This window comes from Roseivirga echinicomitans (genome assembly GCF_001592935.1).
Taxonomy (GTDB): Bacteria; Bacteroidota; Bacteroidia; order Cytophagales; family Cyclobacteriaceae; genus Roseivirga; species Roseivirga echinicomitans.
In genome coordinates, this window is record NZ_LRDB01000051.1 from 50,087 (window position 1) to 76,671 (window position 26,585).

The window sequence follows — 26,585 nt, forward strand, 5'->3', positions numbered from 1 at the left end:
AACTATGAAATTATTTGATGTTTATCCCCTTTACCCAATTGAGCCTGTGCGTGCGCTTGGAGCTAAACTTTGGGATAAGGAAGGGAAAGAGTATTTGGATTTATATGGTGGCCATGCGGTTATTTCCATTGGCCATACCCACCCGCATTATGTGAAACGAATTACAGATCAATTATCTAAAATTGGTTTCTATTCCAATGCGGTTCAAAATTCACTTCAAGAAGAATTGGCCGAGGCCATGGGCCGAATTTCTGGCTACTACGACTACCAGTTTTTCATGTGTAGCTCTGGTGCCGAAGCCAATGAGAATGCATTGAAATTGGCTTCATTCCATACTGGGAATCGTAAGATTATTGCAGTGGAAAATGCTTTTCATGGCAGAACTTCTGGAGCGGTTGCCGCAACAGATAACCCGAAAATCGTAGCGCCATTCAACAATGGTCACGAGGTGGTTTTTGTGCCTTTGAACGATTTGAAAGCATTGACTGAAGCTTTTGACGATGACGTAGCAGGTGTGATCATTGAAGGAATTCAGGGAGTCGCTGGTCTATATACACCGAGTGATGCCTTTTTAGCCAAAGCACGAGAATTGTGTGACAGCTATGAAGCCGTATTAATTTTAGACGAAGTACAGTCAGGGACTGGAAGAACAGGTAAGTTTTTCGCTCACCAGCATTCTATAGTAAGGGCCGATATTATTACCATGGCGAAAGGAATGGGCAATGGTTTTCCAGTAGGCTGTGTTTTGATTTCACCAGAAATTGAGCCTTGGCATGGTATGTTGGGCACTACTTTCGGAGGAAATCATTTGGCTTGTGCCGCTTCGCTTGCGGTTTTGGAAGTGATAGAAGAAGAGCACTTGTTAAAGAATGCTGCTGAAATGGGCGTTTATCTCGAAACCGAATTGAAGAAAATTAAAGAAGTGAAAGAAGTCCGAGGAAAGGGCTTAATGATCGGTGCCGAATTTGATTTTGATGTGGCCGCTTTGCGCAAAACATTGATTTTTGAATATGGCATTTTCACGGGTTCGGCTTCCAATAAAAACACGATTCGATTATTGCCACCGCTGAGCATTAGCAAGGCCGAACTGGATCAGTTTTTAGCTGCATTAAGTAAAGAATTAAACAAATAGGGGGTCAGAAAGACGCTCCCAAAATCCAGAAATTCATTTCTGTGACGAATTAGAAAGAATGAAAAATTTCACTTCAGTAAAAGACGTACAAAACATTAATACATTGGTTGAAAAGGCTTTGTCGTTAAAGGAAAATCCTTTTCAAACCAAACTGGCCGAAGGCAAAAGAATCGGTTTGATTTTCTTCAACCCGAGTTTGAGGACGCGCTTGAGTTCACAAGTGGCAGCTCAAAATCTAGGAGCTCAGGCCATTGTGCTCGACATCGGGAAAGATGGCTGGGCATTGGAGTTCGAGGATGGCGTGGTGATGAATGGCGATAAGGCCGAACACATTAAGGAAGCCGCAGCCGTGATGGGACGTTATTTCGATGTGTTGGGCGTGCGTACTTTTCCTGAACTGAAATCGAAAGAAGCGGACTATTCGGAAAAATTGCTGAATGCATTTATCAAATATGCGGGTGTGCCGATTGTGAGTTTAGAAAGCGGCACCAGACATCCATTACAGAGCTTGGCAGATTTGATTACGATCAAAGAGCAATGGACTGCAACCCGCAAACCCAAAGTAGTGCTGACTTGGGCACCACACGTAAAAGCTTTGCCTCAAGCTGTTCCCAATTCTTTTGCGGAATGGATGGGAAAAGCTGAAGTTGATTTCAGTATTGCCAATCCAGAAGGCTATGATTTAGCTGAAGAGTTTCGGCAAGGAATCTCGGTTTTTCATAACCAAGAAGCAGCGCTTAAAGGAGCTGATTTTGTGTATGTAAAGAACTGGTCGTCTTATGATGACTATGGACAAATTTTATCTCAAGATGAAAGCTGGACGTTCGGTTCGAAGCAATTGAAATTGACTGATAACGCAAAAGTAATGCACTGTTTGCCTGTAAGAAGAGGCTTGGTAATTAAAGATGAAATTTTGGATGGCCCAAATGCCATTCACTTAGAACAAGCTGAAAACAGAGTTTACGCTGCTCAAGCGGTGTTTCATGAATTGTTAATGCCCCAGATTTAATGAATATGAAAAAGCTTACCATTGTTAAAGTTGGGGGAAAGGTCATTGATGAAGCGTCAGCTTTAAATGCTTTTCTAAAATCGTTTTCAACTTTAGAAGGAGAGAAAATTCTAATTCACGGAGGTGGAAAAATTGCTTCCGACTTTGGCAAGAAGCTAGGCGTTGAACCCAAAATGATTGACGGACGAAGAATCACCGATGCGGAAACCATTGACTTGGTGACCATGGTGTATGGTGGCTTGGTGAGCAAGCGAATCGTCAGTAAACTTCAAGCCTTGAAGGTAAACGCTATTGGGCTCACTGGTGCAGATGCCAATGTAATTCCAGCCACAAAAAGACCCATTGGAGCAATTGATTATGGATTTGTGGGCGATGTAAAGCCAGAAAATATCAATACTGAGATCCTCAAAAAACTCATCGATTCTGGACTTATTCCAGTCTTAGCTCCTTTGACCCACGATGGCGAAGGCCATATGCTGAATACGAATGCCGATACCATTGCGGCTTCGGTGGCCGCTGCTTTAGCCCAGCAATTTGAAGTGAAATTGATTTACTGCTTCGAGCAACCTGGTGTGCTTTCCGATTTCGAAAACAAGCTTGTAATTTCTGAAATTAAGAGGGCAGAAGTTGCGGGGTTAAAAGAGAGTGGGGTGATTAATGAAGGCATGCTTCCCAAAATGGATTGTGCTTTATTGGCATTGACGCATGGCGCTAAATCGGTGAGAATCGGTTCTTTTGAAAACTTATCAGCCTTAGCCAATGACCAATCTGGAACTCTAATCAGCAATTAAAATGCAGTTATTCAACGAGGCACTCGATTTACTAAAACAGCTTATTGCGACTCCTTCTTTGAGTAAAGAAGAGGATAAAACGGCTGATTTGATTCAAGCCTTTTTTCAGGATAAAGGAATTTCAACCCAAAGAAAAGGTAACAACATTTGGGTGAAGAACTTACATTTCGATGCGGGGAAACCTACCATTCTGCTCAACTCGCATCACGATACTGTAAAACCGAATGTAGGCTACACCAAAGATCCATTTTCTCCTGAGGTGGAAGACGGTAAACTTTACGGCTTGGGAAGCAATGATGCTGGAGCGAGTTTGGTTTCCCTTATGGCTTGTTTTCTCCATTTCTATCATGCGCCTGACCTCAAATACAATTTGATTTTGGCGGCTTCGGCCGAAGAAGAAATTTCTGGGAAGAATGGGGTGGAAAGTATTCTAGAAGAATTGGGCGATATAGATTTCGCCATAGTGGGCGAGCCTACTTTGCTTGATTTGGCGATCGCAGAAAAAGGATTGATGGTGTTGGATTGTGTGGCTACAGGGAAATCTGGCCACGCTGCCCGAAACGAAGGCGAAAATGCCATTTACAAAGCCATGAAAGATCTTGAATGGTTTCGCACCTATACCTTTGATGAAATTTCTCAAACACTGGGGCCAGTGCGCATGTCGGTGACAATGATTAATGCAGGCCAGCAGCACAACGTAGTGCCGGATGAATGCAAGTTTGTGGTGGATGTGCGTAGTACAGATTGTTATTCGAATACCCAAATTCTGGAGATTATTAGAGCACATATCAAATCGAAAGTGGAGCCAAGGTCGACTAGATTGAATCCTTCCTCCATTCCAATGGATCATGCGATTGTTCAGGCGGGAATTGCTCTGGGTAGAAGGACCTATGGTTCTCCAACAATGTCTGATCAAGCGCTGATGCCTTATCCTTCATTAAAGCTCGGTGTTGGAGATTCTGCACAATCGCATACAGCCGATGAATTTGTTTTCATTCATGAAATAGAAGAGGGGATTGAGTTTTATATTAAACTCTTGAAGCAGGTTTTGTGATTGAGATTAGCCTTGAAATTTAGACCCTTCTCCGAAGTCTCGGAGCTCAGGGAATGAAAAGAAGTAGCCTTCAGTTTCAGCGCTTCGGTTTGATTATAATGCTGCGCCTAACTATGCGCACTTTTCATCCTGAGTTTACGAAGGAACTAGACTGTCAATCCTTCTTCGATTTCGGGTAATCGTAATAGAATTGATGACCTCGGGTGGTTTGAATATCTTTCCAGCTTTCCATTTCGAATTCAATACCACAAACAGCGCAGGTGGGTAAATTGTCTAAATCAAAATTGCTGATTTCGTTGATCAAGTAGGTCAGCCCGGGGTTATGCCCAAAAATCATGACGGTATCGTGTTCATCAGCCACTCGGCTCAACAGCGTTTTTATAGTTCTGGTAGATGCATGATAAAGCCTTTCTTCTTCCATAATGTCCGAAACAGGGTAACCGATTTTAGCAGAAATGACTTTTGCTGTCGTTAACGCCCTGTTGGCAGGAGAGGATATTATAAGCGATGGTTTGACGCCTTTCATGGCCAGTCGCTGCCCCATATCTGGCGCATCATTTTCACCCCGATGATTTAAAGGTCGCTCAAAATCAGATAGATGCGCATTCCCCCAACTAGATTTGGCATGTCGGACGATATACAGTTTTTTATTGCCTGTTTTATTGGATTTCATAACTAATGGCTACATTTGTCGTAATACAAATAAAATTATTAATTACTTATTACAATTTACAATGAATACAGGAGTAGTAAAATTCTTCAACAATGACAAAGGCTTCGGCTTTGTTGTTGATGACGCAACAGGCGAAGAAATTTTCATTCATGTTTCTGGTACAATCGATGCCATTGACAAAGATGATAAAGTTGAATTCGAGAAAGCAGAAGGCCGTAAAGGTCTTAACGCTGTGAATGTCAAGAAAATATAGTTAAAAATTATAGATTTTTGATTACAGAACCCCGACTAGTCGGGGTTTTTTTGTAGATCATAAAAACACAAAGAGGTTACATCAGCAATGGTGTAACCTCTTCTGTTTTTATAGGTTTGGTGGGTTATTATAATCCAGTGGAAGTAAGCTTTGAAAATCAAAAAGGTATAATTGAAATAAGCTTTTTATATTAGGCAATGCATGTGGTTGCAGGGAGACAGTTCGACCAGTGAGCAGAAAACAGAGTTCCTCTCTTGCTTTTGTCTTTATCCGATTATGAGCTTTTACAAAATACTTTATATCAAACTTTATCAGTTCACCCTCAAGACACCTTCAGGAGACTATAACCCGGAGCAAATAGCGAGCATGGTATTAACTCTGTTTGTATCGATCAATGTTGCTGTTTTGTCGCTAGCCTTAATGATGTTGGATATCAAAGAAGCAGATGTGTTTTTTGAGAGCTATACACCTATGATTTTTGTGTTTATATCCACTGCCTTGTTAAATTATTTTGTGTTCATAAGAGATGGGAAATATAAAAAGATACTTAACGCGTATAACCAGAGACATAGAAGCGAAAAGAAAGCTCATACGATCTTAAGCATACTTTATTTTTTATTGTCAGCAGTTCTGTTGATGGTTTTGATCTAGTAGCAATGCTGTTTACCCGTGCTTAGCACCTGTTTTGTTATCCATTTTAAACACACCAACTGACGCTCACTTGCCCACTGCGATAACTGGTGCTTACCTGCGGTGAGTACCTATTTTGTTATGCACTTTAAGTGCATCATTTAGGCTGGAGTTTTCCTAGCACAAGAGATTTAAAAATCAAAAAGGTATAATTGAAATAAGGGTTTTATACTAGGCTGTGTTCTTGATCGTAGCGAGACGCTTCAACCAGTTGGAGTACTGAGTGAGTAAGTTTACGGACTGGACTCGATAAAACAAAAGACAGGGGAGATGAAGAGCCGGAAAGAAATAACTGAAGATAAAAAAGAGCCTGAGTTTGAAGATAATGTTTTCGGCCCAGCTTCTAGGTTTGGTTGGAAAGTGTTAGCAGTGCTAATTGTGTTTGCTATTACCCTTTGGTTATGGAGCCTTTTTAATTAATCAACAGCAGGTTAGAGCACATGCTTGTACTTCCTTATCATATCCTTCAATTAATATTTACAATAAGCGAGGAAAGGAAATAGTATAAAAAAACCAGCCTTGTTTCCAACGCTGATTTTTAAAGAATTTTAATAGGTGCTAGGCAGGGCTAGTTATTCCAAAGCCCATCTGCGGTATAACTTCCGCCTTCTCGCTCCCAAAACTTACCATTCAGGAATCGATAGCCTTTGTCAAGCTTGTTCAGTTTGGCCATATCTTCTTTGCTCAATTCAATTTTAGCCGACTTCAAATTCTTCTTTAATCTTTCTGGGTTTACCGATTTTGGAATTACAGCAGTGCCTCGGGCTTCTGCCCATTTGATTAAAATTTGAGCAGGATGAACATTATGGGCTTCAGCAATTGCTTTAACCACAGGGTTTTCAAACATATCTGGCTCGTCATGCCCCTTCATTCCTTCTGCCCTGTCCTTTGAACCTAAAGGAGAATAAGCGGTGTAATGAATGTTGTTCTCTATACAGAAGTGCAATAAGTCGTTTTGAGCCAAATAAGGATGTGACTCCACTTGGTTCATTTCTGGCTGAATGATGGCGGTTTCCATCAGCTTTTTCAGCTTAGGAATATTGAAGTTTGAAACGCCAATGTGTTTTACCAAGCCCTTATCTACACAGGCTTCCATGGCTTTCCAAGTGTCTGCAATTGGCATTTCGTCAATCGGTATAAAGTCGTCAGCAGTTTTAGGGTTGATGGCTTCTTTTTTATGCGCAATCGGCCAGTGGATTAAGTACAGGTCCAAATAGTCTAATTGCAGGGCTTTCAAGGATTCTTGTAAAGCAGGCTCCACATCTTCTGGTGCGTGGAATGAATTCCAAAGTTTTGAAGTCACAAAAAGATCTTCGCGCTTTACGTCACCATCGGAAAAGGCATCGGCAAAAGCATTTCCAATTTCGGCTTCGTTTTGGTAAATCCAAGCGCAGTCAATATGGCGATAGCCTAGTTTAATGGCTGTTCTAACCGCTTGATAAACTTCGCCTGGTTCAGACTTCCAAGTTCCGAGTCCGATGGCTTCTAATACATCTCCGTTCTTAAATATCAGTTGGTTCATAATGCCTCTAAAGAAATTTTACCCCCTAAACTAATGAACTACGCTGTCAGTTCATTGATTTTTGCATTTATCTTTTCCTTATCAACAGCATAATATTCTCCACATGATGTGTCTGTGGAAACATATCCACTAACTGTACTTTTTTGAGACTGTATTCATTACGTAGGAGTATCGTTTTTCTTGCGGAAAATGCCTAGAATAGGCCAGAAAAATAACTTTGAAAGCCCAATGTCTGCTCCTGAAGTTGGAATGTATAATAGCTCAGCCCATTCACCAAAGGGTTGATCGGTGATGAGTTCGGTATATGTTGAGGACGGATTTGATAAAAGATCCATCAACAGAGCTCTTCCCTTTTTGTCCATTACCTTTTCAAGAATTTCCTGCTCTATGCGTTCATCCAGGTCCTCCATCATTTTAATAAATGCCTCGGCCATAATTTTGTGAAATTCAGTTGAAGGCGATAACCTAGCAAGGCTCGAAAGATGAATGCTCTCCTTAATCTGGTTGGCCAAATGTAAATGCATTGACCACGCTTCGTCCATAGTGAATAATGCGGTTATTTTGAAGAAGTTGGCAATTTCTTCATTAGAAAACTCGCTGGCCAAATCAGATTTTTGTGCGGTAGTGCCTATTTCAATAACGGGGTGGTATCCATGAATTAAAATATCTTCCCGGTTTTCCAGAAAGATTTTCCTCTGATCATCTATCACGCCAGAGTAGGTGTTGAGTGTTTTCCTAATCTTATGATTCTGCTCCTCAACTTTCTTTTGGAGTCGGTTCACTGCTTGAAGAATAACAGGGTGATTTAATGACGCTCCCAAATTATCCGTAATCCTATTTGGTAAAAAATCTAATAGGCCAACGTTAACCAATAACTCATCTTCCAAGCTTATAAAAAAGCGAGATTTACCTGGGTCTCCTTGCCGTCCAGCACGCCCTCTCAATTGGTCATCGATTCGTTTACTTTCATGAATGCAAGTGCCTATCACGGATAAACCACCAAGTGATTTAACCTGTTTGTGATCTTCGAGATTACCCTCCCCCAACTTAATATCCGTTCCTCGGCCCGCTATGGCTGTAGAAATAGTAATGCGATTGAGTTTCCCCGCCTGCCCAATAATCTTTGCTTCTTCCTTATCAACTTTGGCGTTCAATAGATTAAAATCAAGACCTTCACGCTTTAGTAACGCAGCGATTTGTTCAGATTCTTCCACGCTTCCTGTTCCCACCAATACCGGCTGTCCTGTCTTATTGGTATTTATAACCTCTTCGATGATCGCAGCATTTTTTAGTGCTTTGTTCATATAGAGTATGTCGGGTAGATCCTTACGAATCATGGGTTTCCCTGTAGGGATAGCGATGACGTTAAGATTGTAAAACTCTTCAAACTCCTTTTTTGAAGTGAGGGCAGTGCCTGTCATACCAGATAAAAGGGAGTATTGCTCAAGGAAATGCTTTAGTGTAATGGAGCCTAGCAATTGGGTGCCAACGTTTATTTCTATTTGCTCTTTTGCTTCCAATGCTGATTGAAGCCCATATGCCCATCGTCTTCTATCGGCTACTCTTCCTGTAAACTGATCCACTTGTTCTATTCTATTGTTCCGAAGAATGTAGTCATGGTCTCTTCGTAGTAAAAAATGAGCATGCAGAGATAGGTTAACTGAATTGAGCATCTTTATATACCGTTGATTATAAAGGTTATCAATCTGTAGCGCTTCTTCTACCAAATGCAGCCCTCGATCTGTAAGGTGAATTTGATTGGTGTCAGGACTTGATTCAAAATCCTCTTTGGGGTTTAGATTACGAATTATATCAGAAACCTTCTTCAAATTTTCATCTTCGCCCACCTTGTTTTTAGAAATAACAAGAGGTACTCTAGCTTCATCAATTAAAATGGAATCGGCCTCATCAATAATGGCCATAGTAAATCCGCGATGCACTCTATCTGTGACAGAGTAGATCATACTGTCACGAAGAAAATCGAAACCCGCTTCTCTGGCCGTTACATAGGTAATATCGCATTCGTAGGCCTTTTTCCGATCCATTCGATCCGATTTCTCAGTAATGAAGCCTACAGAATGGCCTAAAAAATCGCAAACGGGTTTTACCCAATGGGCATCCCTTTCAGATAGGTAGTCATTGAAGGTAAGAACGTGGACTCCTTTGTTGCTTAAGGCATGAAAGCTGGCTGCAAATACTGCCGCCAAAGTTTTCCCTTCTCCTGTTTTCATTTCAACGATATTCCTATCCTTCAAATAAATTCCAGCTGAGATCTGGCTATTAAAAGGTTGGATTTTCATGGTGCGTTGAATCACTTCCGACACCAGCGAATGGTGTTCAATCAGTAGTTCATCTCTTTGTGGAGTGTCCGAGTATTTACTCTTTAATTCACCATACCTTTTTTTTAGTTCATTATCATCTGCGCTTTCAAGCGACTTGGCAGCAACAAGAATTTGCCCTAATAATTTAGAATGTAGTTTTCGACTTTTGCGCCCGAAATACTTAGTGAAAATGTTATTCATTCTATTCATTCAAAAACTTGACTAAGTTCCTACTTCCGTGGAGTACGCGAACAATCCTGATATGATTGGCAGGTTTGGAAAGCGTATAGCGATCAATTGTCATTATTGCTTTCTTCTACCGTTTTGGATTTGATTATGTCCTGAACACTACGGCCACTGACAGGCGCTTTCCAACCTTTCTCGATTTCCATGCGAAGGGTATCACACACAAGTTCACTCGCATTTTGGAAATCACCCGCCTCAATTTGGGGGGCGATATATTTCTCTTGCTTATTGGTCAAACTGACATTCATGGTTTTCTACTTCCTTGAACATTCAATATAACCAACATGTCGATATATAGTAAATATAGACACGATGATTGATCCTTTCTCAAGGTTTGGTTAGCCGGGAAATGCCCTCATTTCAACTCCAACAAAACCACATTCTCCACATGATGGGTTTGTTTGGCTAAAAATACTTCATTAGGAGTTGTAGGAGGTTGTTTTTAAACTTGGTGGTTTGTGCTCAGACAAGAATCGGACAAAAGAATCTCAGCTTCTCAGTTTTTTCTCATCTCGGAGAGGGAAAAAATGGGAAATGCTTCCTATTTATTGAAAAGACAGGGAATAGGTGAGAAAAGCCTTCCTTTGAAGGTAATCAATCATCGGAAAATTTCAGCATGACTTCCTTAATCTGTCCTGATCTCAATATCTTGAGTTTGAATGAATCTGTTTCTTTACTATCCGTGCGATAGATGGACTTCATAAGCCTTATTATACTTTCTTCTGAGATAATTGGTATATCGTTAATCTCCAAAATAATATCTCCTCCAATACTTATTTCCTTGCCATTAATATAAACTGGGACATCTCCACCTCTCAGATCCGCCATAAATGCTGGAGATAATACCACTACGCTTTCAATGAGCAAACCACCAGATTGAGGGACATTGAGCAATTTAGCTAATTCACGATCTACAAGAACTCCGTTGATTCCTGTCCACTTTCTATCACTGTCAATTACCAACTCTTTGGTTTTGTTAATTGTGGCTGCAAATCCAATTCCGTCAAATCCACCAGACTCACTTACAATGTGACTGACAATGCCGATGACTTCTCCTTGCATATTGAACATTGGCCCTCCTGAATTTCCTTGATTAATTGCAGCGTCTGTTTGAAAAAACTCGGCAAAGCTGAAACCTGCCATTTTGGACTGCTCAACACTTTTTCGACTAATGATCCCTTTGGACAATGAGTATTCTATCCCAAAAGGTGCTCCTATTATAAATACATCATCACCAACATCTACACTATCGGAATCGCCCAATTTAATGGTTGGATAATCATTACTGAAATAGACAAGTTTAATCAGTGCTACATCAGCGACTATGGCAAGACGAACAACATTTGCGGGAAAGCTCCGTCCGTCTTTAAAAGTTACTGTAATTTTCTCTGCATTGTTAACCACATGGGCGGCTGTTAGTATTTCACCCTGATCAGAAATGAGGACTCCTGATCCTTGTGAACCCAAGTAACTAGTATGACCGTCCGGGGCTACTATCTTTTCTTCTGTTTCAATAATCACCACACCCGGGCTTACTTTTTTGTATATGTCACTTAATGATTGTCCGCACAAGGTGCTGGGAATCATAACGATCCATATAATGATTAAATGTTTCATGGTTTTGGTTTCGTAAAGTTTAGAATTACAAGGGCAAGTGGATTACTTTTTGGGTGGTACAATAGAAATTCCAAATCGGAAGAATGCCCCATTGGCGACATCGTAGTTCGCACCTTCATATAAATCACCCTGAAGCTCCGCTTTTCGGCCAAACGTAATGCCTCCGGAGGCTTCCAGTTGTATGAGTTTACCCACGAGGTAGCTAAAGGTAGGTCCCAATATTACCCGTGAATAAGCCAGCTGATCTACATATTCGAAATCGTTGAAGTCGGCACTTGAGTTATTGACATTGTAGCGAGAACCACTCGCTGAAAGCTGAACCCCTGCGGTAATTCTACCGTAAAAGCGACTGTAAGTGATCTGACGTGGCAGGAATACCTGAAACTTACTATTGTTTGATTTAAGGGTTAACTGAAGTGTTGGAATAAATGCGGGTTCTCCGAAGGTTGATAAATATGCTATACCCCCTCCGTAAGAAAAGTATTCGGACTTCTTTTTCGTAAACTGTAGAATACCATTGAATAGGAAATCCTCTCCTTCAAGTGCTGTATTAAATGTTGAGGCCAATGTGGGATTTAGTGAGGCCAACAGGCTCCAATCATTAGCTAACTGATGTATTGCGGTAAGTCGATAGCCAATAAGATGTAGGTTTTGACTATCTAATCCCAAATGAAGATCATTATCCCCATTAAGGGTTACTAATCCATATTGAAACCCATTGATAAGAACAGTCTTCTTGTTCTTGAGCCTTTTGGGCATGTTCAGAAAGAAATTGTATTCATTTAACTGAATTTTCTGACTTAGTCTTGAATCCATTATTTCGGCTTCAGGAAATGTTGTGTAACCGAATCCCGCTAGTTGGAGATCCTGTGACATTGCCGGCATACTGAGTATAAATAGCAAACCCGAGACAATGCTCAATTGTGATATTGGATTTAAAATCATGTTTACTTTTTCTTAAATAGTTTTTGAAAATGCGTGTCGAAACCGTCAAACAGGCATCTGTACTTTGTAGAGCAATCGATAAAGAATAGGAACCAAGACCAGTGTGATGATGGTTGCAAAAAGTAACCCGAAGATGATACCAATGGCCAGAGGTTTCCACATGTCACCGCCCCCAAGCCATAAAGGAATAAGACCTAGAGAAGTAGTAAAAGTGGTGAGCAATATAGGCCGAAACCTTTCCTGCGCGGCAGCTAAGATGGCATCGTATGGATTTCTCTTATTCTCATCCAACTCTAACTGTATACGGTCTATGAGTACTATTGCATTATTGATGACAATGCCTGCTAAAGAAATGATACCCAGGAATCCAGTGAAACTCAAATTGGTACCGGTAATGAGCAAACCGCCCACGACCCCAATAATCCCGAAGGGCACGGCAAACAATACAATACTACTTTTCCTGACAGAGTTGAACTGCATAACCAGCAGTAGAATAATGATGAAAAATGAAACAGGAAGTTTGGCCATAACTGCACTCATTGCACTACCGCTTGCTTCTGATTCTCCACCTAGTTCGTAATGATATTCATTTCCCCAGGTAGCCTCCTGTTCATTCAGCCAATTTGATATTTGATTTGTAATCTCAGCAGCCGTATAACCAGCCTGGAGTTGAGATTCAACCGTAACAGTTCTGTTAAGATTTCTCCTGATGATTTTGGCCAATTGCCAGTCGACACTAATGTCTGCCACCTGCGCCATAGGCACGGTTCTACCTGTACGCTGGCTGTATATGCTCATTCCTTCGAGATCGTCATAGGCTAACTCAAGACTGCCTTCTGATCTCATGGATATGGGAATGTTGTCACCCTCTTCACGGAATTCACCTACAGTGAAGCCAGACAGAGAAGTGTACGATGATAAGGCGACATCCTGATTGGTCAATTGATTGTAGCTCAACTTTGATTGATTGATATCTACAAAGACCTTCTTGATTTTGGGTCCCCAATCATCATCTATATTGCTGGTTCCAGAAATGGTTCGAAGTTGGCCCTTAGTTTTTGAAGCTATCCGGTTTAACTTTTCTGCATCAGGGCCACTGATCCTGATTTGAATAGGAACATCAGCCCCGCCTCCGCTGGTAAGTCTTTTTACAGTGACTTTAGCATCTGGAAGGTTGTTAAAAGAGAATTGATTGATTTGATCAATAACGAACTGATTGTCATCTCCTGATGTGGTATTGACCAATAAGTGCGCATAGTTGGACTGTTTTTGGTCGGGTTGATAACCCAAATCATAAGATTTAGGCCCTTCACCAATGAAGGAAGACCAGTTCTGTACCCCATGAGTTCTTTGGTTATTGGTAAGCAGGCTGTCCAATATGAAGCTTTCTATTAAAGAAACTTGTGAATCGGTCGTTTCCAAGCTTGTTCCGGTAGGCAGAGTAATGTCAACAGTTACAAGGTTACGGTCACTATCTGGCATGAATACAAAACCAAGTTTACCCATACCGAAAAGTGAAAGGATCAATAGTCCAAAGATTGACGACAAAATCAAGACGGGCTTTTTTAATGACCACACAATGATTTGCCTATAATGAGCATTCAGCTTTTCAAAGAGATCTGGCTTTTGATTTTTCTTACCCTTTTTGATTTTAATAAAGGCAATGGCTAGCATTGGCACGACAGTCAGTGCCATGAGCCATGAAGAGAGAAGGGTAATAGTGATTACCGAAAACAATGGCCCCATAATCTCACCCATCACCGAATCTGCCACAAAAAATGACAGAAAAGCAGCGGATGTTGTCAAAGAACTAGTTAACAATGGTACCATCAATTCTTTGCTGGAAGAGATGGCAGCATCTAGGGCTTTGCTGCCTCTTTCCATTTTCACCATCATAGATTCGGCCATTACGATGGCATTATCTACCAACATTCCCAGGGCCATAATCAGGGCAGCAAGTGAAACCTGGTTGAGGCCAATGTCGAAAACACCCATCAAGAATAAGGACATTACAATAGCGGTAGGAATCAGGCTGGCTACAACAATCCCCGTTCTGAGCCCAAGAAACATCAGCATTACACCCAAAACAATGACCACACTTTGAATAAGGTTAGAGACAAAATCGCTGACACTTGTAGACACAGAGCTATCCTGAGAAGCAATTCGCTGTGCGGATATTCCAACAGGAAGGCCTTGATTAAAGTTACCCAGCAATTCGTCTACCTGTTCTCCCAATTGGATAATATTAGCTCCTTCCTTCAATGAAATGTGTAGACCTATTGCTTGCTGGCCATTCATCCTGACTATTGTTTCCCTTGGTGAAATGTAGTCTTCGTAGACTTCGGCTATGTCTTTCAGAAATACTGTTTCTCTACCATTCCCGACTGGAATCAGCATGTTTTGAATGTTCTCGATCGTTTCAAAATTCCCTGATGGTTCCAAAATGACACGTTCATTCTCAATATTGATCTGGCCAGCAGGGATGATAATATTTGTGCCGGATATGGTATTCTTTAGTTCATTGGCTGATAATCCTATTTTAGCCAAAGCGGCATCATTATAGTCAATGAATACTCTGCGAGCCAATACCCCTGAAAGCTCTACTTTGGCTGCATCATCCAATCGAATTAATTCATTTCGTAGATGATCAGCATACTTTTCCAATTCCTTAGGCTCATACCCGTCATTTTTCAAGCCGAGTGCGATGCCATAAGTAACACCTAAATCTTCATCCTTCAGATCGGGGCCTCTGGTAACCCCGGAGGGCACATTGACATTGTCAATCTTCCTTCTTAAGTGATCCCAAATTGGTCTGAGTTCCGATTCATCTACGTTTTCCTTAAGTGCGATTTTGACGATGGAGATACCAGTTCTCGACTCACTTTCTACATAATCTACTTCAGGAATTTCTTGCACCACTTTTTCAAGTGGGTCTGTTACTAAAAGTTCCATTCTTTCTGGGCTTGCACCGGGAAAAACTGTGACAATTCTGGCCATCCGTACTGTAAAAGGAGGCATACTGTCTCTGGGCAGTGAAGCATATCCTGAAATCCCTAGGATGATGATAATGCCCAAAATCAAATAGGTGACGCGATTATTTTTGATCGCTACAGCAGTAAGGTTCATCAGTTCTGAGTTAAAAGTTTGACTTTCATTCCATCATAAAGCGTTCTCAGGCCAGCGACTGCTACAAGTTGATCTTCTGTCAAACCAGACCTTACAATAAATCCTCCTGAAGTGAGGCTGCCGATTTCAACATTCGTTTTTTGCGCTTCATGAAACTCATGTGCAGGGTTAAGAATGTACACGAATTGCCCGTTTTCGTCTTCGCTTACCGCTTGGACGGGAACAATCAATTGACTTTTCTGATGCTCATGGCCAAATGTGAAAGCCACCTCAATCGGCATCCCTGGACGAACTTCATCTGAAGGATTGCTTAAAGAAATGACCACCGGATAGGTACCGCCCGATGAGTTATAACCGACCTCTGTGATTACGCCTTCAAATTCTTTTGAAAGTGCAGGTATCATAATCTTAGTGAGGCTTCCTTGCTTAACCTGGCTAATGTATTTTTCGGGTACGCCTACATGTGCTTCTAGGTCATCAGCATCCTCTCTGTTCATCACAAGAATAGACTGACCTGGACTTACAACTTCATTTGTTTCAACATTTACAGCCGAAATGATTCCAGACATTGGGGCGGCAATAGTACTGTAAGACAGTTGCGATTTCTGCTTGTCCAGTCTCTTTGAGGATATTTCATAAGAGCTTTGAGCATTGGATAAGGAGCTCTTGGCGCGCTCATAGTCGCTTAAAGAAGCATTGTTAGTTTGATAGAGCTGCTTGATGCGTTCGAAGCTGGATGAAGCAGTTTCTAATTGCACTTTGGCATTTTCTAAATCAAGCTGAACTTGCTCTAAGGCCAACAAGTCATCCGTTTGATCTAACTGTGCGAGTAATTGGCCTTTTTTAATATGTTGACCCACCACTATATTTAACTCAACAATTAGCCCTCCGGTACGAAAACTCAAATTCGTTTCCGACCCTGATTGGGTAATTCCATTGAAAGTCCTTGTGCTTAAGCCTCCATAGGACTCTACTATTCCATATTTGATCGGTTTGACCAATTCTGCTTTTTCTTCCTTTCTTGATTTTCCACATCCAAAGAGAAGTATGAGTGAAAGAAAAGTCAGGTATGAATATTTGATTCGTTGCATCATTTCTAATTATTTAAGTATTGTTGAAGACGGTTATTAAAATCCAGAACTTGATTGGAAGGCATCAACATGATAAATGAGCCCACATAGAATTCTATTTGGAGGTGGGCTTGTATGTATTCGTATATGGAAAAGGCTGAAGCCAAGCTCGCTTGTAACCCAGATTGCTGTGCATCAATCAGTTGTGTGATAGAAGCCTGACCTTGCTTGTAGTTTTCCTGAACTAGTTCAAAGTTTTTCTGTGCACTTTCTGAAGCGGATTTGCTGTATCGAATGTTCGTTTTGGAACTCAGTAAGTCGAGTACACTTGCACGAACACCCAGCTCCAACTGCTGGTCTAATAGTGTTTGAGAGTGATCTAATTGATATAGATTAATCTTAGATTGCTGAATAGCCGCTTTTCTGCTAAACCCGCTAAAAATTGGCAGTGACAGGGAAATCCCTGCAAACCAGGAGTTCTTCTGTAATTCGGTTATGCCTAGTGCCATAGCGCCCGCATCTATTGAAGATCCTACACCACTGCTTCCTACTATCTGAGAGGTCTGTGCCTGAAGTGCTATTGTGGGTGTGTAAAGCATTCGCTTGCTTTGTGTCAGTTGGCGATCAGCCGCATTGATGCTTTCCAGAATGGCTTTCTCATTGGGATTTCGAACCTGACTTTCGGCCACCAAAAAGTCTGACACAAGCTTTAGGGTCTCAGGTGTTTTTACCACTTCAGTGATTGGACTTTGGCTAAATGCTTTGTACAAATCACCTTCTAATGACAGATCTTCTATTTCGAAATCTGACTCAAGGGAATTTGCTAGGAGTGTATTCAATTGAAGTTTAGCGGTCAGCATTTTTGTTTGGGCATCGATTACTGACTGGTTGGCTATTGCCAATTCTGATTCCCATCGGTAGATATCGGTATTATTGGATGTACCCAGGTTTACACGAATCTCTGCCAGCTCCTTATTTTTTCGGGTATTTGACAGATTCTGCTTTTGTATCAGCACGTTTGTCTTTGCTGACAATACATTCAAATAGGCCTTATAGGTATCGAACAATACCTTCAATACTTCAGCTTCGGTCTTATACTCTTGGGCTTTTTGTGCATACTCTGCAATTTTGAGAGCGGCAATGGCTCGCTCTGAGTAGAGTAACTGGTTAAAGGTGAGCTTAGCAGTTAAAGCTTGTTCTGGATTATTAAACGCAGCATTAGCTCTTTCCTCGTTAATCTGTGAGGCGACAAGACTAGACTCAACAGAAGGTAGCAGATTTGCCTTGACAGACTTAACCTGTGCTTTGCTCAATTCTACATCTTGATAACTGATTTTTATATTCAGGTTTGCATTGAGGGCTTTTTCGGCAACTTCTTCGAATGAATAGGTTTTGACGGTTCGGTCATTGCCCCCTATAAGCCTGGCTGTAAAGAGCACTTCAAATGGAATAGGGAGTCTGATTTTTTGGGCGGTTGCTACATTGACATACAGATTATCTTTAGTGTTCAGAGTAACCGGTATGGATGAAAGGTCAGCTCCCGCTGCAATTTCATCGCTCATAATGGCCAGTTTTCGGATTACCTGCTGTAAGTCGTTTTCATTGGCCATTGATCCAAGCACACCATAGTCCATCAGTCTGGCGTTGCCAGAGAAAGTCGGGATTTTTCGTTCATTGAGTTGATCAATCATCAACTGGGCCTGTGACTCTGTCTGGCTAAGAAGAACAGTAAAATATGCCGCGTCTGTTTGGGGAGGCAATTGATTAACTACCTCTTCCACATTAGCTCCCACTGGAACTATGGACAGTTCTGTATTGAACTTTTTGGAAAGAGAATCAATAAAGTTTCTGGCCTTTTGCCCATTAATTGTTGATGCAGCCTTTTCATCCACAAATACCAATACGCTGTTGAAATCATGGATTTTATGAAAAGCTTCTAACTCTTCTTCCAGCTTCCGTGTCTGCCAGATATAAGTGAAATTCGGTTTTCCCGATGTTCCATTTACATAAGGGATATCCTGCAGTTTGGGATCGATAATTCCTAAGGCTACCACGGGAATTGAGAGATCACTGATGGATGCCAGACCTTTGGTAGAAATACTTCCTATAGCAACAACAAGATCAATCTGACCTTCGAATTGAGTATATGCCCTTTGAGCAGATTCAATACTACCTATTCCAAAGGAGGTGTCTTTCAAACTAACTTTTCGGGATGGACCGGTGGTCTGATCGATCTCAAACATCACCTGATCTATTATTGCGTTCAGCTTAGGGGATTGCTCAAAATCTGATATAATGCCGATTTTTATTTGTTGTGCCTGTAATTGAGCCAAGCAGACGAGCATGGCAAAGCTTATGGTAAACTTCATGGCTTAGATTGTTTGGAGGGTTGGATTATTTGGCCTTGACCCATTCGAGTTCTGCGGATACAAACCGGGCGGTAACCTCAAGAAGTAGTTTATCTTCTTTCAATTGGCACTCTACATCCAGGAGTCTTCCTCTCTTTTTAGAATAGATTTTACCAACCCATTTACCGTCCTCATAAGTCAAATTGAGAACCTCGATTTCCGTATTCCTTTTTCCCTCTGGGTTAATGGGATTTCCTATGTATCTTTCATCTACCTTGTAGATTTCGACTTTCGCTTCACCAGTATCCCAGACTGCTATTATTTCATCCTGCTTATCTTGAGCTAAGAGGAGCGTTGAAATGAAACATAGTGCGATTGTGAATAAGTGTTTTATGTTTTTCATGCTTGTATAATTTTGAATTCAATGCGAAATTATTTCGGCATTAAGCCAGCATGAAAAAAGATTCACGAAGGATAAGCATAAATGAACCAAATGTCGATTATGTCTAATAAGGCCTTTCAATTAGTAAAACGAGTCTTTCGTTCATCCAAATCATCGTTTCATTCATTTGATAATGACCCTATGGAAACGGAGTTTAATATTGTGCCTATGAGTAAGGCATTGTCGAAGACGGAACGGTTTCTCAAATTTGGTCCATACATCCTGTGGTTTGGGGTTAATGCTGCCATCAGTTTGGTATTGCTCTATCAGAGGGGCTGGGCAGACACCATCTACTTTTTAGTTACTTACCTGTTCTTAGGGACTCTGGTGATTTGGTTTTTTGGATATAAAGTCTTTCCGGAATATCTGGCTCGAGAAGGGAAAATTAATCAGAGGCTAAGCATACTCATTGGCATCAACATACTTCTGTTCATTATCGGAATTTATGCTCATACCATTATGGCAGAGGTGTTGGGATTAAGCCAGATAAGAGAAAGGTATGCTCCTAAATCTGTCAGGATAGCCCTATGGGTATTGACCGAGTTGTTAGGAATAATTTATATGGCCAGTCTACGGGTGGCCCGTGTTTATTATCTCAATGCTGTTCAAAAAATTGAGCATAAGGCACAAAGAGTTGAAGCTGAGCTGAAATTGTTGAAAAGTCAAATAAGCCCCCATTTCTTGTTTAACACATTGAATAACATTTATGGGCTTGCCTATTTAAAAGATGAGCGTGCTGCTGAAATGATTTCTAAACTCTCCAAGCTCCTACGTTATTTGCTTTATGATTGCGATCAGCAAAGAGTCCCTCTATCGAAGGAGAGAAATCTGATTGAACACTATTTGAGCATACAGTTGCTTAAACACGAAGATGCCAAGAATGTGGATTTCTACCATGCTGGTGTCATGTCCAACCACACAATCGCACCTATGATTCTTATCAATTTTATTGAAAACTGCTTTAAGCATTCCGACCTGGAAACCAATCCTCAGGGATGGATAAAAATAAGCCTGGAAGTAGAAGGTAATGAGCTTAATTTTCGGACAGAAAATACAATCAAGGAAGAAATAGAGAAAACCCTATCAAGTCACAAGGGAATTGGACTAACAAATTCCCTGAAACTTTTAGAAGCTAATTATCCGGGGAATCATCATGTTGAGATAAGTAACGAAGATCACATTTATCAACTGGATTTAAAGATGACATTATGAGTTTGAAATGCCTTATTGTTGATGATGAGCATATAGCCCGAGAGATTCTTTCAGAATATGTTGCCAAAGTTCCAGAGTTGGAGTTGGTTGCCACCTGTAGTTCTGCACTTCAGGCGCTCAATCATATTAACAAGACTAAGATTGATGTATTGTTTCTGGACATTCAAATGCCAGACCTTACCGGCCTTGATTTTCTTAAGATTATACCGAACAAGCCAGCCACGATTTTGACCACCGCGTATTCGGAATACGCGGTGCAGAGCTATGAACTCGATGTTGTTGACTACTTATTAAAGCCGATAGATTTTGAACGATTTTATAAGGCCATTGCCAAGGTTATCTCATTGAGAGATTCAGAGGTCGATTTTGCTCCAAATTCTGTTACTCCTCAGCATACTGATAAGCTATTTATCAAAGCAGATAACAAGATCATTAAAGTTGCTTTCAATGAAATAGTAGTGATTAATGGTGATGGACCCTATGTGCAGATTATCACCGCTGATGGCCGTAAAATTATGTCGCTACAGTCTATGCATAAACTGGAAGAATTGCTCCCCACCAATTTTTATAGAATCCATCGCTCTCATATTGTCAATATTGACCATATAGACAGTATTGATGGTAATATGGTTAAGCTAAAAAATCATGTGGCCATATTGAGTAAAAACAAGCGAGAGGAATTCCTCTCGCTAATTGATCAATTGAACTTGCTGGGGGACTGATTTATAGCGGTGAGAACTCCAAAAGGAGCAGAATAACAATCCTCTTTTTGATGCCTTTCCAAGATGGAATGTTTCAGGGTTTTTGGTTTTAATAATGACACTAGACCAGAAGGCATTTTATCCAACTGGTCTAGTATCATGTTATAAAAATAACTTCTATTGTGCTTTTGTAATTTCTCCTGTGAGCATGTTAAGCACATAAGTTCCTCCATCCGTAAATATCACTTCGGTGGCTTCTGGGTCAGAGAAATTAATGGTTCCTTGAAATACCTGACCGTCAGAATCTATTTGCCTCCATGCTAACTCAAACTGTGAGGTACCACCGATCAAATAGCCTGTTTCTTTTTCAATTTTCAGGTCTGTAAAATATAAGTCAGTTGTAATGAAGGCAGAAGGCAACTCATCGGTCGTTAAATCTCTGTCTGAGTTTTGCTTATAAATCCCACTCAGCATGTATGAAGGTTCCGAATTGTCAATATCAGAAACCGTCCAGATCCCGGATATGTCCGAGTCAACGTATGAACTGGCAGTGGATAGTTGTTGTTCTGCTAGGAATGAGTAAGTCACAGACCCTCCAGGCACATCACAAGAGTAGGTATAGCTTTCATCAAAGGCGTAATTGTAAGTTACGGTTCCATCCAACGAAGTTTTCTTAATGATTTCTGAGTCTTGTGATTGACTTCCACATGTCATGTTATCTGCTACGACTTCACTGACATGAATGGCATTTGCAGAAAAGCCATAGGTGTTTACAGATAAAACCACAGCTACGAATTCAGCAGCATCTCCCTCATCAATGACGAATACCACTGGTTCATCTGCATCATCGCTACTGCAGGAGGTGAAAAAAATGATACCGGCAATGAGTGCCATAATTGCTGATTTTAATGTCAATTTACTTGTTATTGATTTTTTCATGTTTTGATAATTTTTATTTCGATGCGAAAGTATTGCGGCCACCAAAGAGCATGAAAATTGATTTACCAAGTGCACATATAATTGAATCAAATCACTATTATAATCAACAAGGCTTTTCGATTAATGAGGCGAGCCTTTCATGTATCTAAATCATCGTTTCATTCATTTGACAATGACTTCATAAAAACTGAGCATAAAGATTGGCCATGGACGAGGCCTTATTATCGAAAGTTGAGCTTATTGATGGTTGTCAAAATTATTCACTTTGTCCTAGAGTTTTATGCTCATACGATTACTACTAAGGTGTTGGAATCAAGTCAGTCCGTGAAAGTTACATTCTCAAATAAGTTAGGATTAAGGATGCTGCTAGGAATGATTTCATGGTCAGCTAAGAAAAGCGTGTATGTTTATTTTTTCAATTCTAGCAAGATGACATTCTCCACATGATGCGTCTGAGGAAACATATCTACTGGCTGCACTTTTTTGACGCTATATTTTGCATTGAGTAAAGCCAGGTCTCGCGCTTGTGTGGCGGGGTTACAGCTTACATAGACTATTTTTGCAGCTTCAATTTTAAGCAGCATTCCAATTACATCTTCATGCATTCCAGCGCGTGGAGGGTCGGTAATGATCACATCAGGCCTGTCATGATTGGACATAAAGTCGTCATTTAGTAATTCTCTCATGTCGCCTGCGTAGAACTCGGTGTTCGTTACACCATTGATTTCTGAGTTCAATTTGGCGTCTTCAATGGCCGCTTCCACATATTCTAAACCAATCACTTTTTTCGCATCCTTCGCTATAAAGTTGGCAATGGTGCCCGTGCCGGTGTATAAATCATAGACAACTTCGTCACCTTTTAAATCAGCATAGTCTCTCGCGATTTTGTAGAGCTCATAAGCCTGAGAGGCGTTGGTTTGGTAAAACGATTTTGGTCCAACCCTAAATCTTACATCTTCCATGGCTTCGGTAATGTGTGCTTCACCATAATAAAGCATTACTTCCAAATCATGGAAAGTTTCGTTGCCCTTGTCATTGATTACATATTGTAGGGAATGAATATGTGGGAAGGCGGTTTTGATGTGCTCCATCAGTCCCATGTTCTTTTCATGCTCCATGGCAAACTGAACGATGACCATCCACTGATCTAACGATGAATTTCTGATGATCAGGTTTCTGAGGTTTCCAGTTCTTCTTTTTAAATCGAAGAAAGGCAAGTCGTTTTCAAGGCAATATTTTCTTACCAAAAGTCGAATTTCATTAGAAGGATCAGGCTGGTGATAACAAGTTTCAATGTCCAATATTTTATCAAAACTGCCCGGAACGTGGAAGCCCAAAGCTCTTCGGTCTGCATCTTCTCCAGTAGCAATTTCTTCTTTTGTAAGCCATTTCCAGTTCGAAAAGGTGTACTCCAGCTTGTTTCGATAATACTTGATTTTTGAAGAGCCTAAAATGGGACTGATTTCAGGCAAAGGAATTTTACCAATGCGCTCTAAATTATCAATCACCTGCTGGTGCTTGTATTTTAGTTGAATGTCATACGGAATGTGCTGCCATTTGCAGCCACCACAAACGCCAAAGTGCTTGCAGAAAGGTTCTACTCTATCTTTTGAATATTCATGAAAAGTAAGGGGCTTACCTTCCATAAAGTTCTTTTTCTTTCTGGTCACGAGTACATCTACCACATCACCGGGCGCAACGCCTTCTACAAAAAGCACTTCATCGTTTACACGGGCAATGCACTTTCCTTCTGCCGCAATGCCTTCGATTCTAACTTGTTCTAGTACTTTTCTTTTCCCCCTGAATTTTGCCATGCGCGAAGATAATTTCATTCTGTGAAACTCTGCTTACTCTGCCTAAATTTTGATTGGTTTAACGATCATTCTCACCTCTAATATTATCAATCCATAATTTCTGTTGCATGAACAATTTATAAGCAAGTCTTTCTGTCTTAACGAAATGCGCTACCTTTGCAGCCCTATTAGAAAAACGATTATGAATTTTAGAGAGACCTTCTCAATTGTTGATAAAAACAGAGTCAGCGCCAAAAGCGATATTTTTTCAGGCTTAACAGTGGCTTTGGCCCTTGTGCCAGAAGCAGTTGCATTTTCTTTTGTAGCCGGAATTTCCCCAATAGTTGGGCTTTATGGCGCCTTTATGATGGGGCTTATCACCTCCATTTTTGGCGGAAGACCCGGAATGATTTCAGGCGCTACTGGTGCTTTGGCCGTAGTGATGGTTTCTTTGGTAGCAGAAGGTGAACTTATGGGAGATGGGCAAGGTCTTCAATTCTTGTTCGCTACTTTGATCCTGACGGGCATTATTCAAATGTCTGCTGGCTTTCTAAAGCTGGGCAAGTTCATCAGAATGGTACCTCATTCGGTAATGATGGGTTTCGTAAACGGCTTGGCAATTGTGATTTTCATGTCGCAATTGGGCATGTTCAAAATTGGTGGAGAATGGCTTACAGGTTCTTCTTTACTTATTATGCTTGGCCTGACGCTATTGACCATGGCCATCATGGTATTCCTTCCCAAAATCAATAAAAATATTCCAGGGGCACTAGTGGCCATTGTGGTGGTTTCACTGATTGTGATTTTTGGAGGAGTAGAAACAGAAACGGTGAAAAGCTTTATTCAAGCTGGTGGAGGCGATGGTATTAAAGCTGGACTTCCTTCTTTTAATGTGCCGGTAATCGACCTAAACTGGGACACGCTAGCGTTTATTTTACCCTACGCGATCATCTTAGCTGCTATTGGTTTGATTGAGTCCTTGATGACGCTTAACCTTTTGGATGAACTGACTGAAACCCGTGGAAGCGGAAACCGTGAATCGGTAGCTCAAGGTTTGGGCAACTTAGTCAATGGATTCTTTGGTGGAATGGGCGGTTGCGCCATGATCGGTCAAAGTATTATCAATGTAAAATCTGGCGGCAGAGGTCGTCTTTCAGGTGTTGTAGCCGCATTGGCTTTGTTAGGCTTTATCCTTTTTGCTTCCGAATACATTGAAATGGTGCCTATCGCAGCATTGGTAGGCGTAATGTTTATGGTGGTCATTGGCACATTTGCTTGGTCTACTTTTAAGGTATGGAACAAAGTGCCAAAGGCCGATGTCATCGTAATTCTATTGGTGACAGTGCTTACCGTAATTTTCGATTTGGCCATTGCCGTATTTGCTGGGGTAATCATCTCAGCATTGGTGTTTGCATGGCAAAATGCACTGCGTATTCGTGCTAGAAAAACAACGGATGAGCATGGCATTAAGCACTATGAAATTTACGGACCATTGTTCTTTGGCTCTATCAGCCTTTTCAATAGTAAATTCGATATCAAAGAAGACCCGAATGAAGTCGTAATTGATTTTGCTGAATCAAGAATTGTGGACCAATCTGCAATTGAGGCCATTAATAAACTAGCAGAAAGGTATCAGAAAGAAGGAAAAACCATCCACTTGCGTCACTTAAGTAAAGATTGCTTAGCGCTGATCAAACGTGCCGAAGAAATTTGCGATGTCAATGTGGTGGAAGATCCAGATTACTTTGTAGCGATTGATAATTTCAATAAATACAAGGCAAAGCTGGCCAATTAATGACGGTATAATTGATCGGTATTTTTTAACTTTCGATTCATGAAAAACAAAGTTGTCATCATCACAGGAGCTTCTTCGGGTATAGGAAAAGCATTGGCCTTAGAGTTTGCTAAACTGGGAGCGCATATTGTCATTACGGGTAGGAATGAAGCGCGCCTCAATGAAGTGGCTGAAATTCTGGATGGCATGAACACCCGAAATCTTTGTCTGCAACTGGATGTAGCCAAAGAAAAGGACAATGAAATTCTCGTTAAGGAAACCGTAAGAACCTTTGGTAAAATTGATATCCTGATCAATAATGCGGGTATTTCTATGCGAGCGCTTTTTGAAGAAATCGAAATGGATGTGTTTAAAAAAGTGATGGACATTAACTTTTACGGAACCCTTTACGCCACCAAATACTGTCTTCCCGAAATTCTAAAAACGAAAGGCTCCATTGTTGGCGTTTCGTCAATCAATGGTTACCGAGGTACACCAGCACGAACGGCTTACACTGCTTCAAAATACGCGATGAATGGCTTTATGGAGTCATTGCGTACGGAAGTAATGCACAGAGGTGTTCATGTACTCGTGGCTTGCCCTGGCTTTACTGGAACGAATATCAGAAATGCCGCACTAACCGCAGACGGTACTTCCCAAGGAGAATCGCCACGTGATGAAGGAAAGATGATGAGCCCAGAAGAAGTAGCCCAAGGCATTATCAAGGCCATTCAAAAAAGAAAGCGCGACATTGTATTTACCAGCCAAGGTAAATTAGCCGTCTTCCTTAATAAATGGATGCCCGGCCGAATGGACAAAATCGTATTCAATGTTTTCGCGAAAGAACCCGACTCTCCCTTCGGGAAGTAGTTATTAGTGTATTGGTTATTAGGGAGGAGTGATCAGTAGGTCAGTAAATCAGGAAAC

At 41.0% G+C, this 26,585-nt stretch carries 22 protein-coding genes; 10 read left to right on the forward strand and 12 right to left on the reverse strand.

Annotated features, from left to right (window positions below):
* Positions 1-4: 4 nt before the first annotated feature.
* The 4 genes from AWN68_RS17480 to AWN68_RS17495 are packed head-to-tail and all read left to right on the forward strand — an operon-like array spanning position 5 to position 3,986.
* Entirely contained in the window at positions 5-1,132 is a 1,128-nt protein-coding gene (locus tag AWN68_RS17480) for an aspartate aminotransferase family protein (protein ID WP_068418717.1), read from the forward strand.
* Positions 1,133-1,190: 58 nt separating this feature from the next.
* Entirely contained in the window at positions 1,191-2,141 is a 951-nt protein-coding gene (locus tag AWN68_RS17485; RefSeq protein ID WP_068418720.1) for an N-acetylornithine carbamoyltransferase, read from the forward strand.
* 5 nt (positions 2,142-2,146) lie between these two features.
* Positions 2,147-2,932 (forward strand): acetylglutamate kinase, encoded by a 786-nt coding sequence (gene argB, locus AWN68_RS17490; RefSeq protein ID WP_068419134.1) that lies wholly within the window; start codon positions 2,147-2,149, stop codon positions 2,930-2,932.
* Position 2,933: 1 nt separating this feature from the next.
* Complete coding sequence (locus tag AWN68_RS17495) at positions 2,934-3,986, forward strand: M20 family metallo-hydrolase (protein ID WP_068418722.1); 1,053 nt, start codon at positions 2,934-2,936, stop codon at positions 3,984-3,986.
* 154 nt (positions 3,987-4,140) lie between these two features.
* On the opposite strand, the gene AWN68_RS17500 is transcribed toward AWN68_RS17495, so the two are convergent.
* Positions 4,141-4,659 (reverse strand): SixA phosphatase family protein, encoded by a 519-nt coding sequence (locus tag AWN68_RS17500; protein WP_068418725.1) that lies wholly within the window; start codon positions 4,657-4,659, stop codon positions 4,141-4,143.
* A 61-nt stretch (positions 4,660-4,720) separates the two neighbouring features.
* Here AWN68_RS17500 and AWN68_RS17505 point away from each other — a divergent pair, with 61 nt between their 5' ends.
* The gene (locus tag AWN68_RS17505; protein ID WP_068418728.1) at positions 4,721-4,912 is read left to right on the forward strand and encodes a cold-shock protein; all 192 of its coding nucleotides are present in this window, start codon (positions 4,721-4,723) and stop codon (positions 4,910-4,912) included.
* A gap of 960 nt (positions 4,913-5,872) precedes the next feature.
* On the forward strand, positions 5,873-6,022 hold the full coding sequence (locus tag AWN68_RS19050; protein WP_157716320.1) for a hypothetical protein: 150 nt from the start codon (positions 5,873-5,875) through the stop codon (positions 6,020-6,022).
* 148 nt (positions 6,023-6,170) lie between these two features.
* On the opposite strand, the gene AWN68_RS17515 is transcribed toward AWN68_RS19050, so the two are convergent.
* The 9 genes from AWN68_RS17515 to AWN68_RS17555 form a co-directional block, all read right to left on the reverse strand.
* Positions 6,171-7,124 (reverse strand): aldo/keto reductase, encoded by a 954-nt coding sequence (locus AWN68_RS17515; RefSeq protein ID WP_068418734.1) that lies wholly within the window; start codon positions 7,122-7,124, stop codon positions 6,171-6,173.
* A 158-nt stretch (positions 7,125-7,282) separates the two neighbouring features.
* A complete protein-coding gene (locus tag AWN68_RS17520) occupies positions 7,283-9,646 on the reverse strand; it encodes a preprotein translocase subunit SecA (RefSeq protein ID WP_068418737.1) in 2,364 nt (787 codons plus the stop codon).
* A gap of 92 nt (positions 9,647-9,738) precedes the next feature.
* Positions 9,739-9,939, reverse strand: a complete 201-nt coding sequence (locus AWN68_RS17525) for a ribbon-helix-helix domain-containing protein (RefSeq protein ID WP_068418740.1) — start codon at positions 9,937-9,939, stop codon at positions 9,739-9,741.
* Positions 9,940-10,285: 346 nt separating this feature from the next.
* The gene (locus tag AWN68_RS17530) at positions 10,286-11,278 is read right to left on the reverse strand and encodes a S1C family serine protease (protein ID WP_068418743.1); all 993 of its coding nucleotides are present in this window, start codon (positions 11,276-11,278) and stop codon (positions 10,286-10,288) included.
* Positions 11,279-11,350: 72 nt separating this feature from the next.
* Positions 11,351-12,184, reverse strand: a complete 834-nt coding sequence (locus AWN68_RS17535) for a DUF6268 family outer membrane beta-barrel protein (protein WP_157716322.1) — start codon at positions 12,182-12,184, stop codon at positions 11,351-11,353.
* A gap of 114 nt (positions 12,185-12,298) precedes the next feature.
* Positions 12,299-15,379 (reverse strand): efflux RND transporter permease subunit, encoded by a 3,081-nt coding sequence (locus tag AWN68_RS17540; protein ID WP_068418749.1) that lies wholly within the window; start codon positions 15,377-15,379, stop codon positions 12,299-12,301.
* Entirely contained in the window at positions 15,379-16,473 is a 1,095-nt protein-coding gene (locus AWN68_RS17545; protein ID WP_068418751.1) for an efflux RND transporter periplasmic adaptor subunit, read from the reverse strand. Before AWN68_RS17545 ends, AWN68_RS17540 begins: the two co-directional genes overlap by 1 nt.
* A 2-nt stretch (positions 16,474-16,475) precedes the next feature.
* The gene (locus AWN68_RS17550; RefSeq protein ID WP_084362924.1) at positions 16,476-18,818 is read right to left on the reverse strand and encodes a TolC family protein; all 2,343 of its coding nucleotides are present in this window, start codon (positions 18,816-18,818) and stop codon (positions 16,476-16,478) included.
* A gap of 25 nt (positions 18,819-18,843) precedes the next feature.
* Complete coding sequence (locus AWN68_RS17555; protein ID WP_068418757.1) at positions 18,844-19,200, reverse strand: hypothetical protein; 357 nt, start codon at positions 19,198-19,200, stop codon at positions 18,844-18,846.
* A 99-nt stretch (positions 19,201-19,299) separates the two neighbouring features.
* Between AWN68_RS17555 and AWN68_RS17560 the strand changes: the two genes are divergently transcribed.
* Together AWN68_RS17560 and AWN68_RS17565 are read left to right on the forward strand one after the other, a co-directional pair.
* Positions 19,300-20,451 (forward strand): sensor histidine kinase, encoded by a 1,152-nt coding sequence (locus AWN68_RS17560; RefSeq protein ID WP_172796083.1) that lies wholly within the window; start codon positions 19,300-19,302, stop codon positions 20,449-20,451.
* Positions 20,448-21,173: a LytR/AlgR family response regulator transcription factor gene (locus AWN68_RS17565; protein ID WP_068418763.1), complete on the forward strand. Its 726-nt coding sequence runs from the start codon at positions 20,448-20,450 to the stop codon at positions 21,171-21,173. The genes AWN68_RS17560 and AWN68_RS17565 overlap by 4 nt, the downstream gene beginning before the upstream one ends.
* Before the next feature lie 156 nt (positions 21,174-21,329).
* Here AWN68_RS17565 and AWN68_RS17570 read toward each other — a convergent pair whose 3' ends face one another.
* The gene (locus AWN68_RS17570; protein WP_157716324.1) at positions 21,330-22,091 is read right to left on the reverse strand and encodes a hypothetical protein; all 762 of its coding nucleotides are present in this window, start codon (positions 22,089-22,091) and stop codon (positions 21,330-21,332) included.
* Between the two features lie 407 nt (positions 22,092-22,498).
* Positions 22,499-23,905 (reverse strand): 23S rRNA (uracil(1939)-C(5))-methyltransferase RlmD, encoded by a 1,407-nt coding sequence (rlmD, locus tag AWN68_RS17575; RefSeq protein WP_068419135.1) that lies wholly within the window; start codon positions 23,903-23,905, stop codon positions 22,499-22,501.
* A gap of 181 nt (positions 23,906-24,086) precedes the next feature.
* On the opposite strand from rlmD, the gene AWN68_RS17580 reads away from it, so the two are divergent.
* The gene (locus AWN68_RS17580; RefSeq protein WP_068418769.1) at positions 24,087-25,679 is read left to right on the forward strand and encodes a SulP family inorganic anion transporter; all 1,593 of its coding nucleotides are present in this window, start codon (positions 24,087-24,089) and stop codon (positions 25,677-25,679) included.
* Positions 25,680-25,718: 39 nt separating this feature from the next.
* Positions 25,719-26,528, forward strand: a complete 810-nt coding sequence (locus tag AWN68_RS17585) for an SDR family oxidoreductase (protein WP_068418772.1) — start codon at positions 25,719-25,721, stop codon at positions 26,526-26,528.
* The last annotated feature ends 57 nt before the right edge of the window (positions 26,529-26,585 follow it).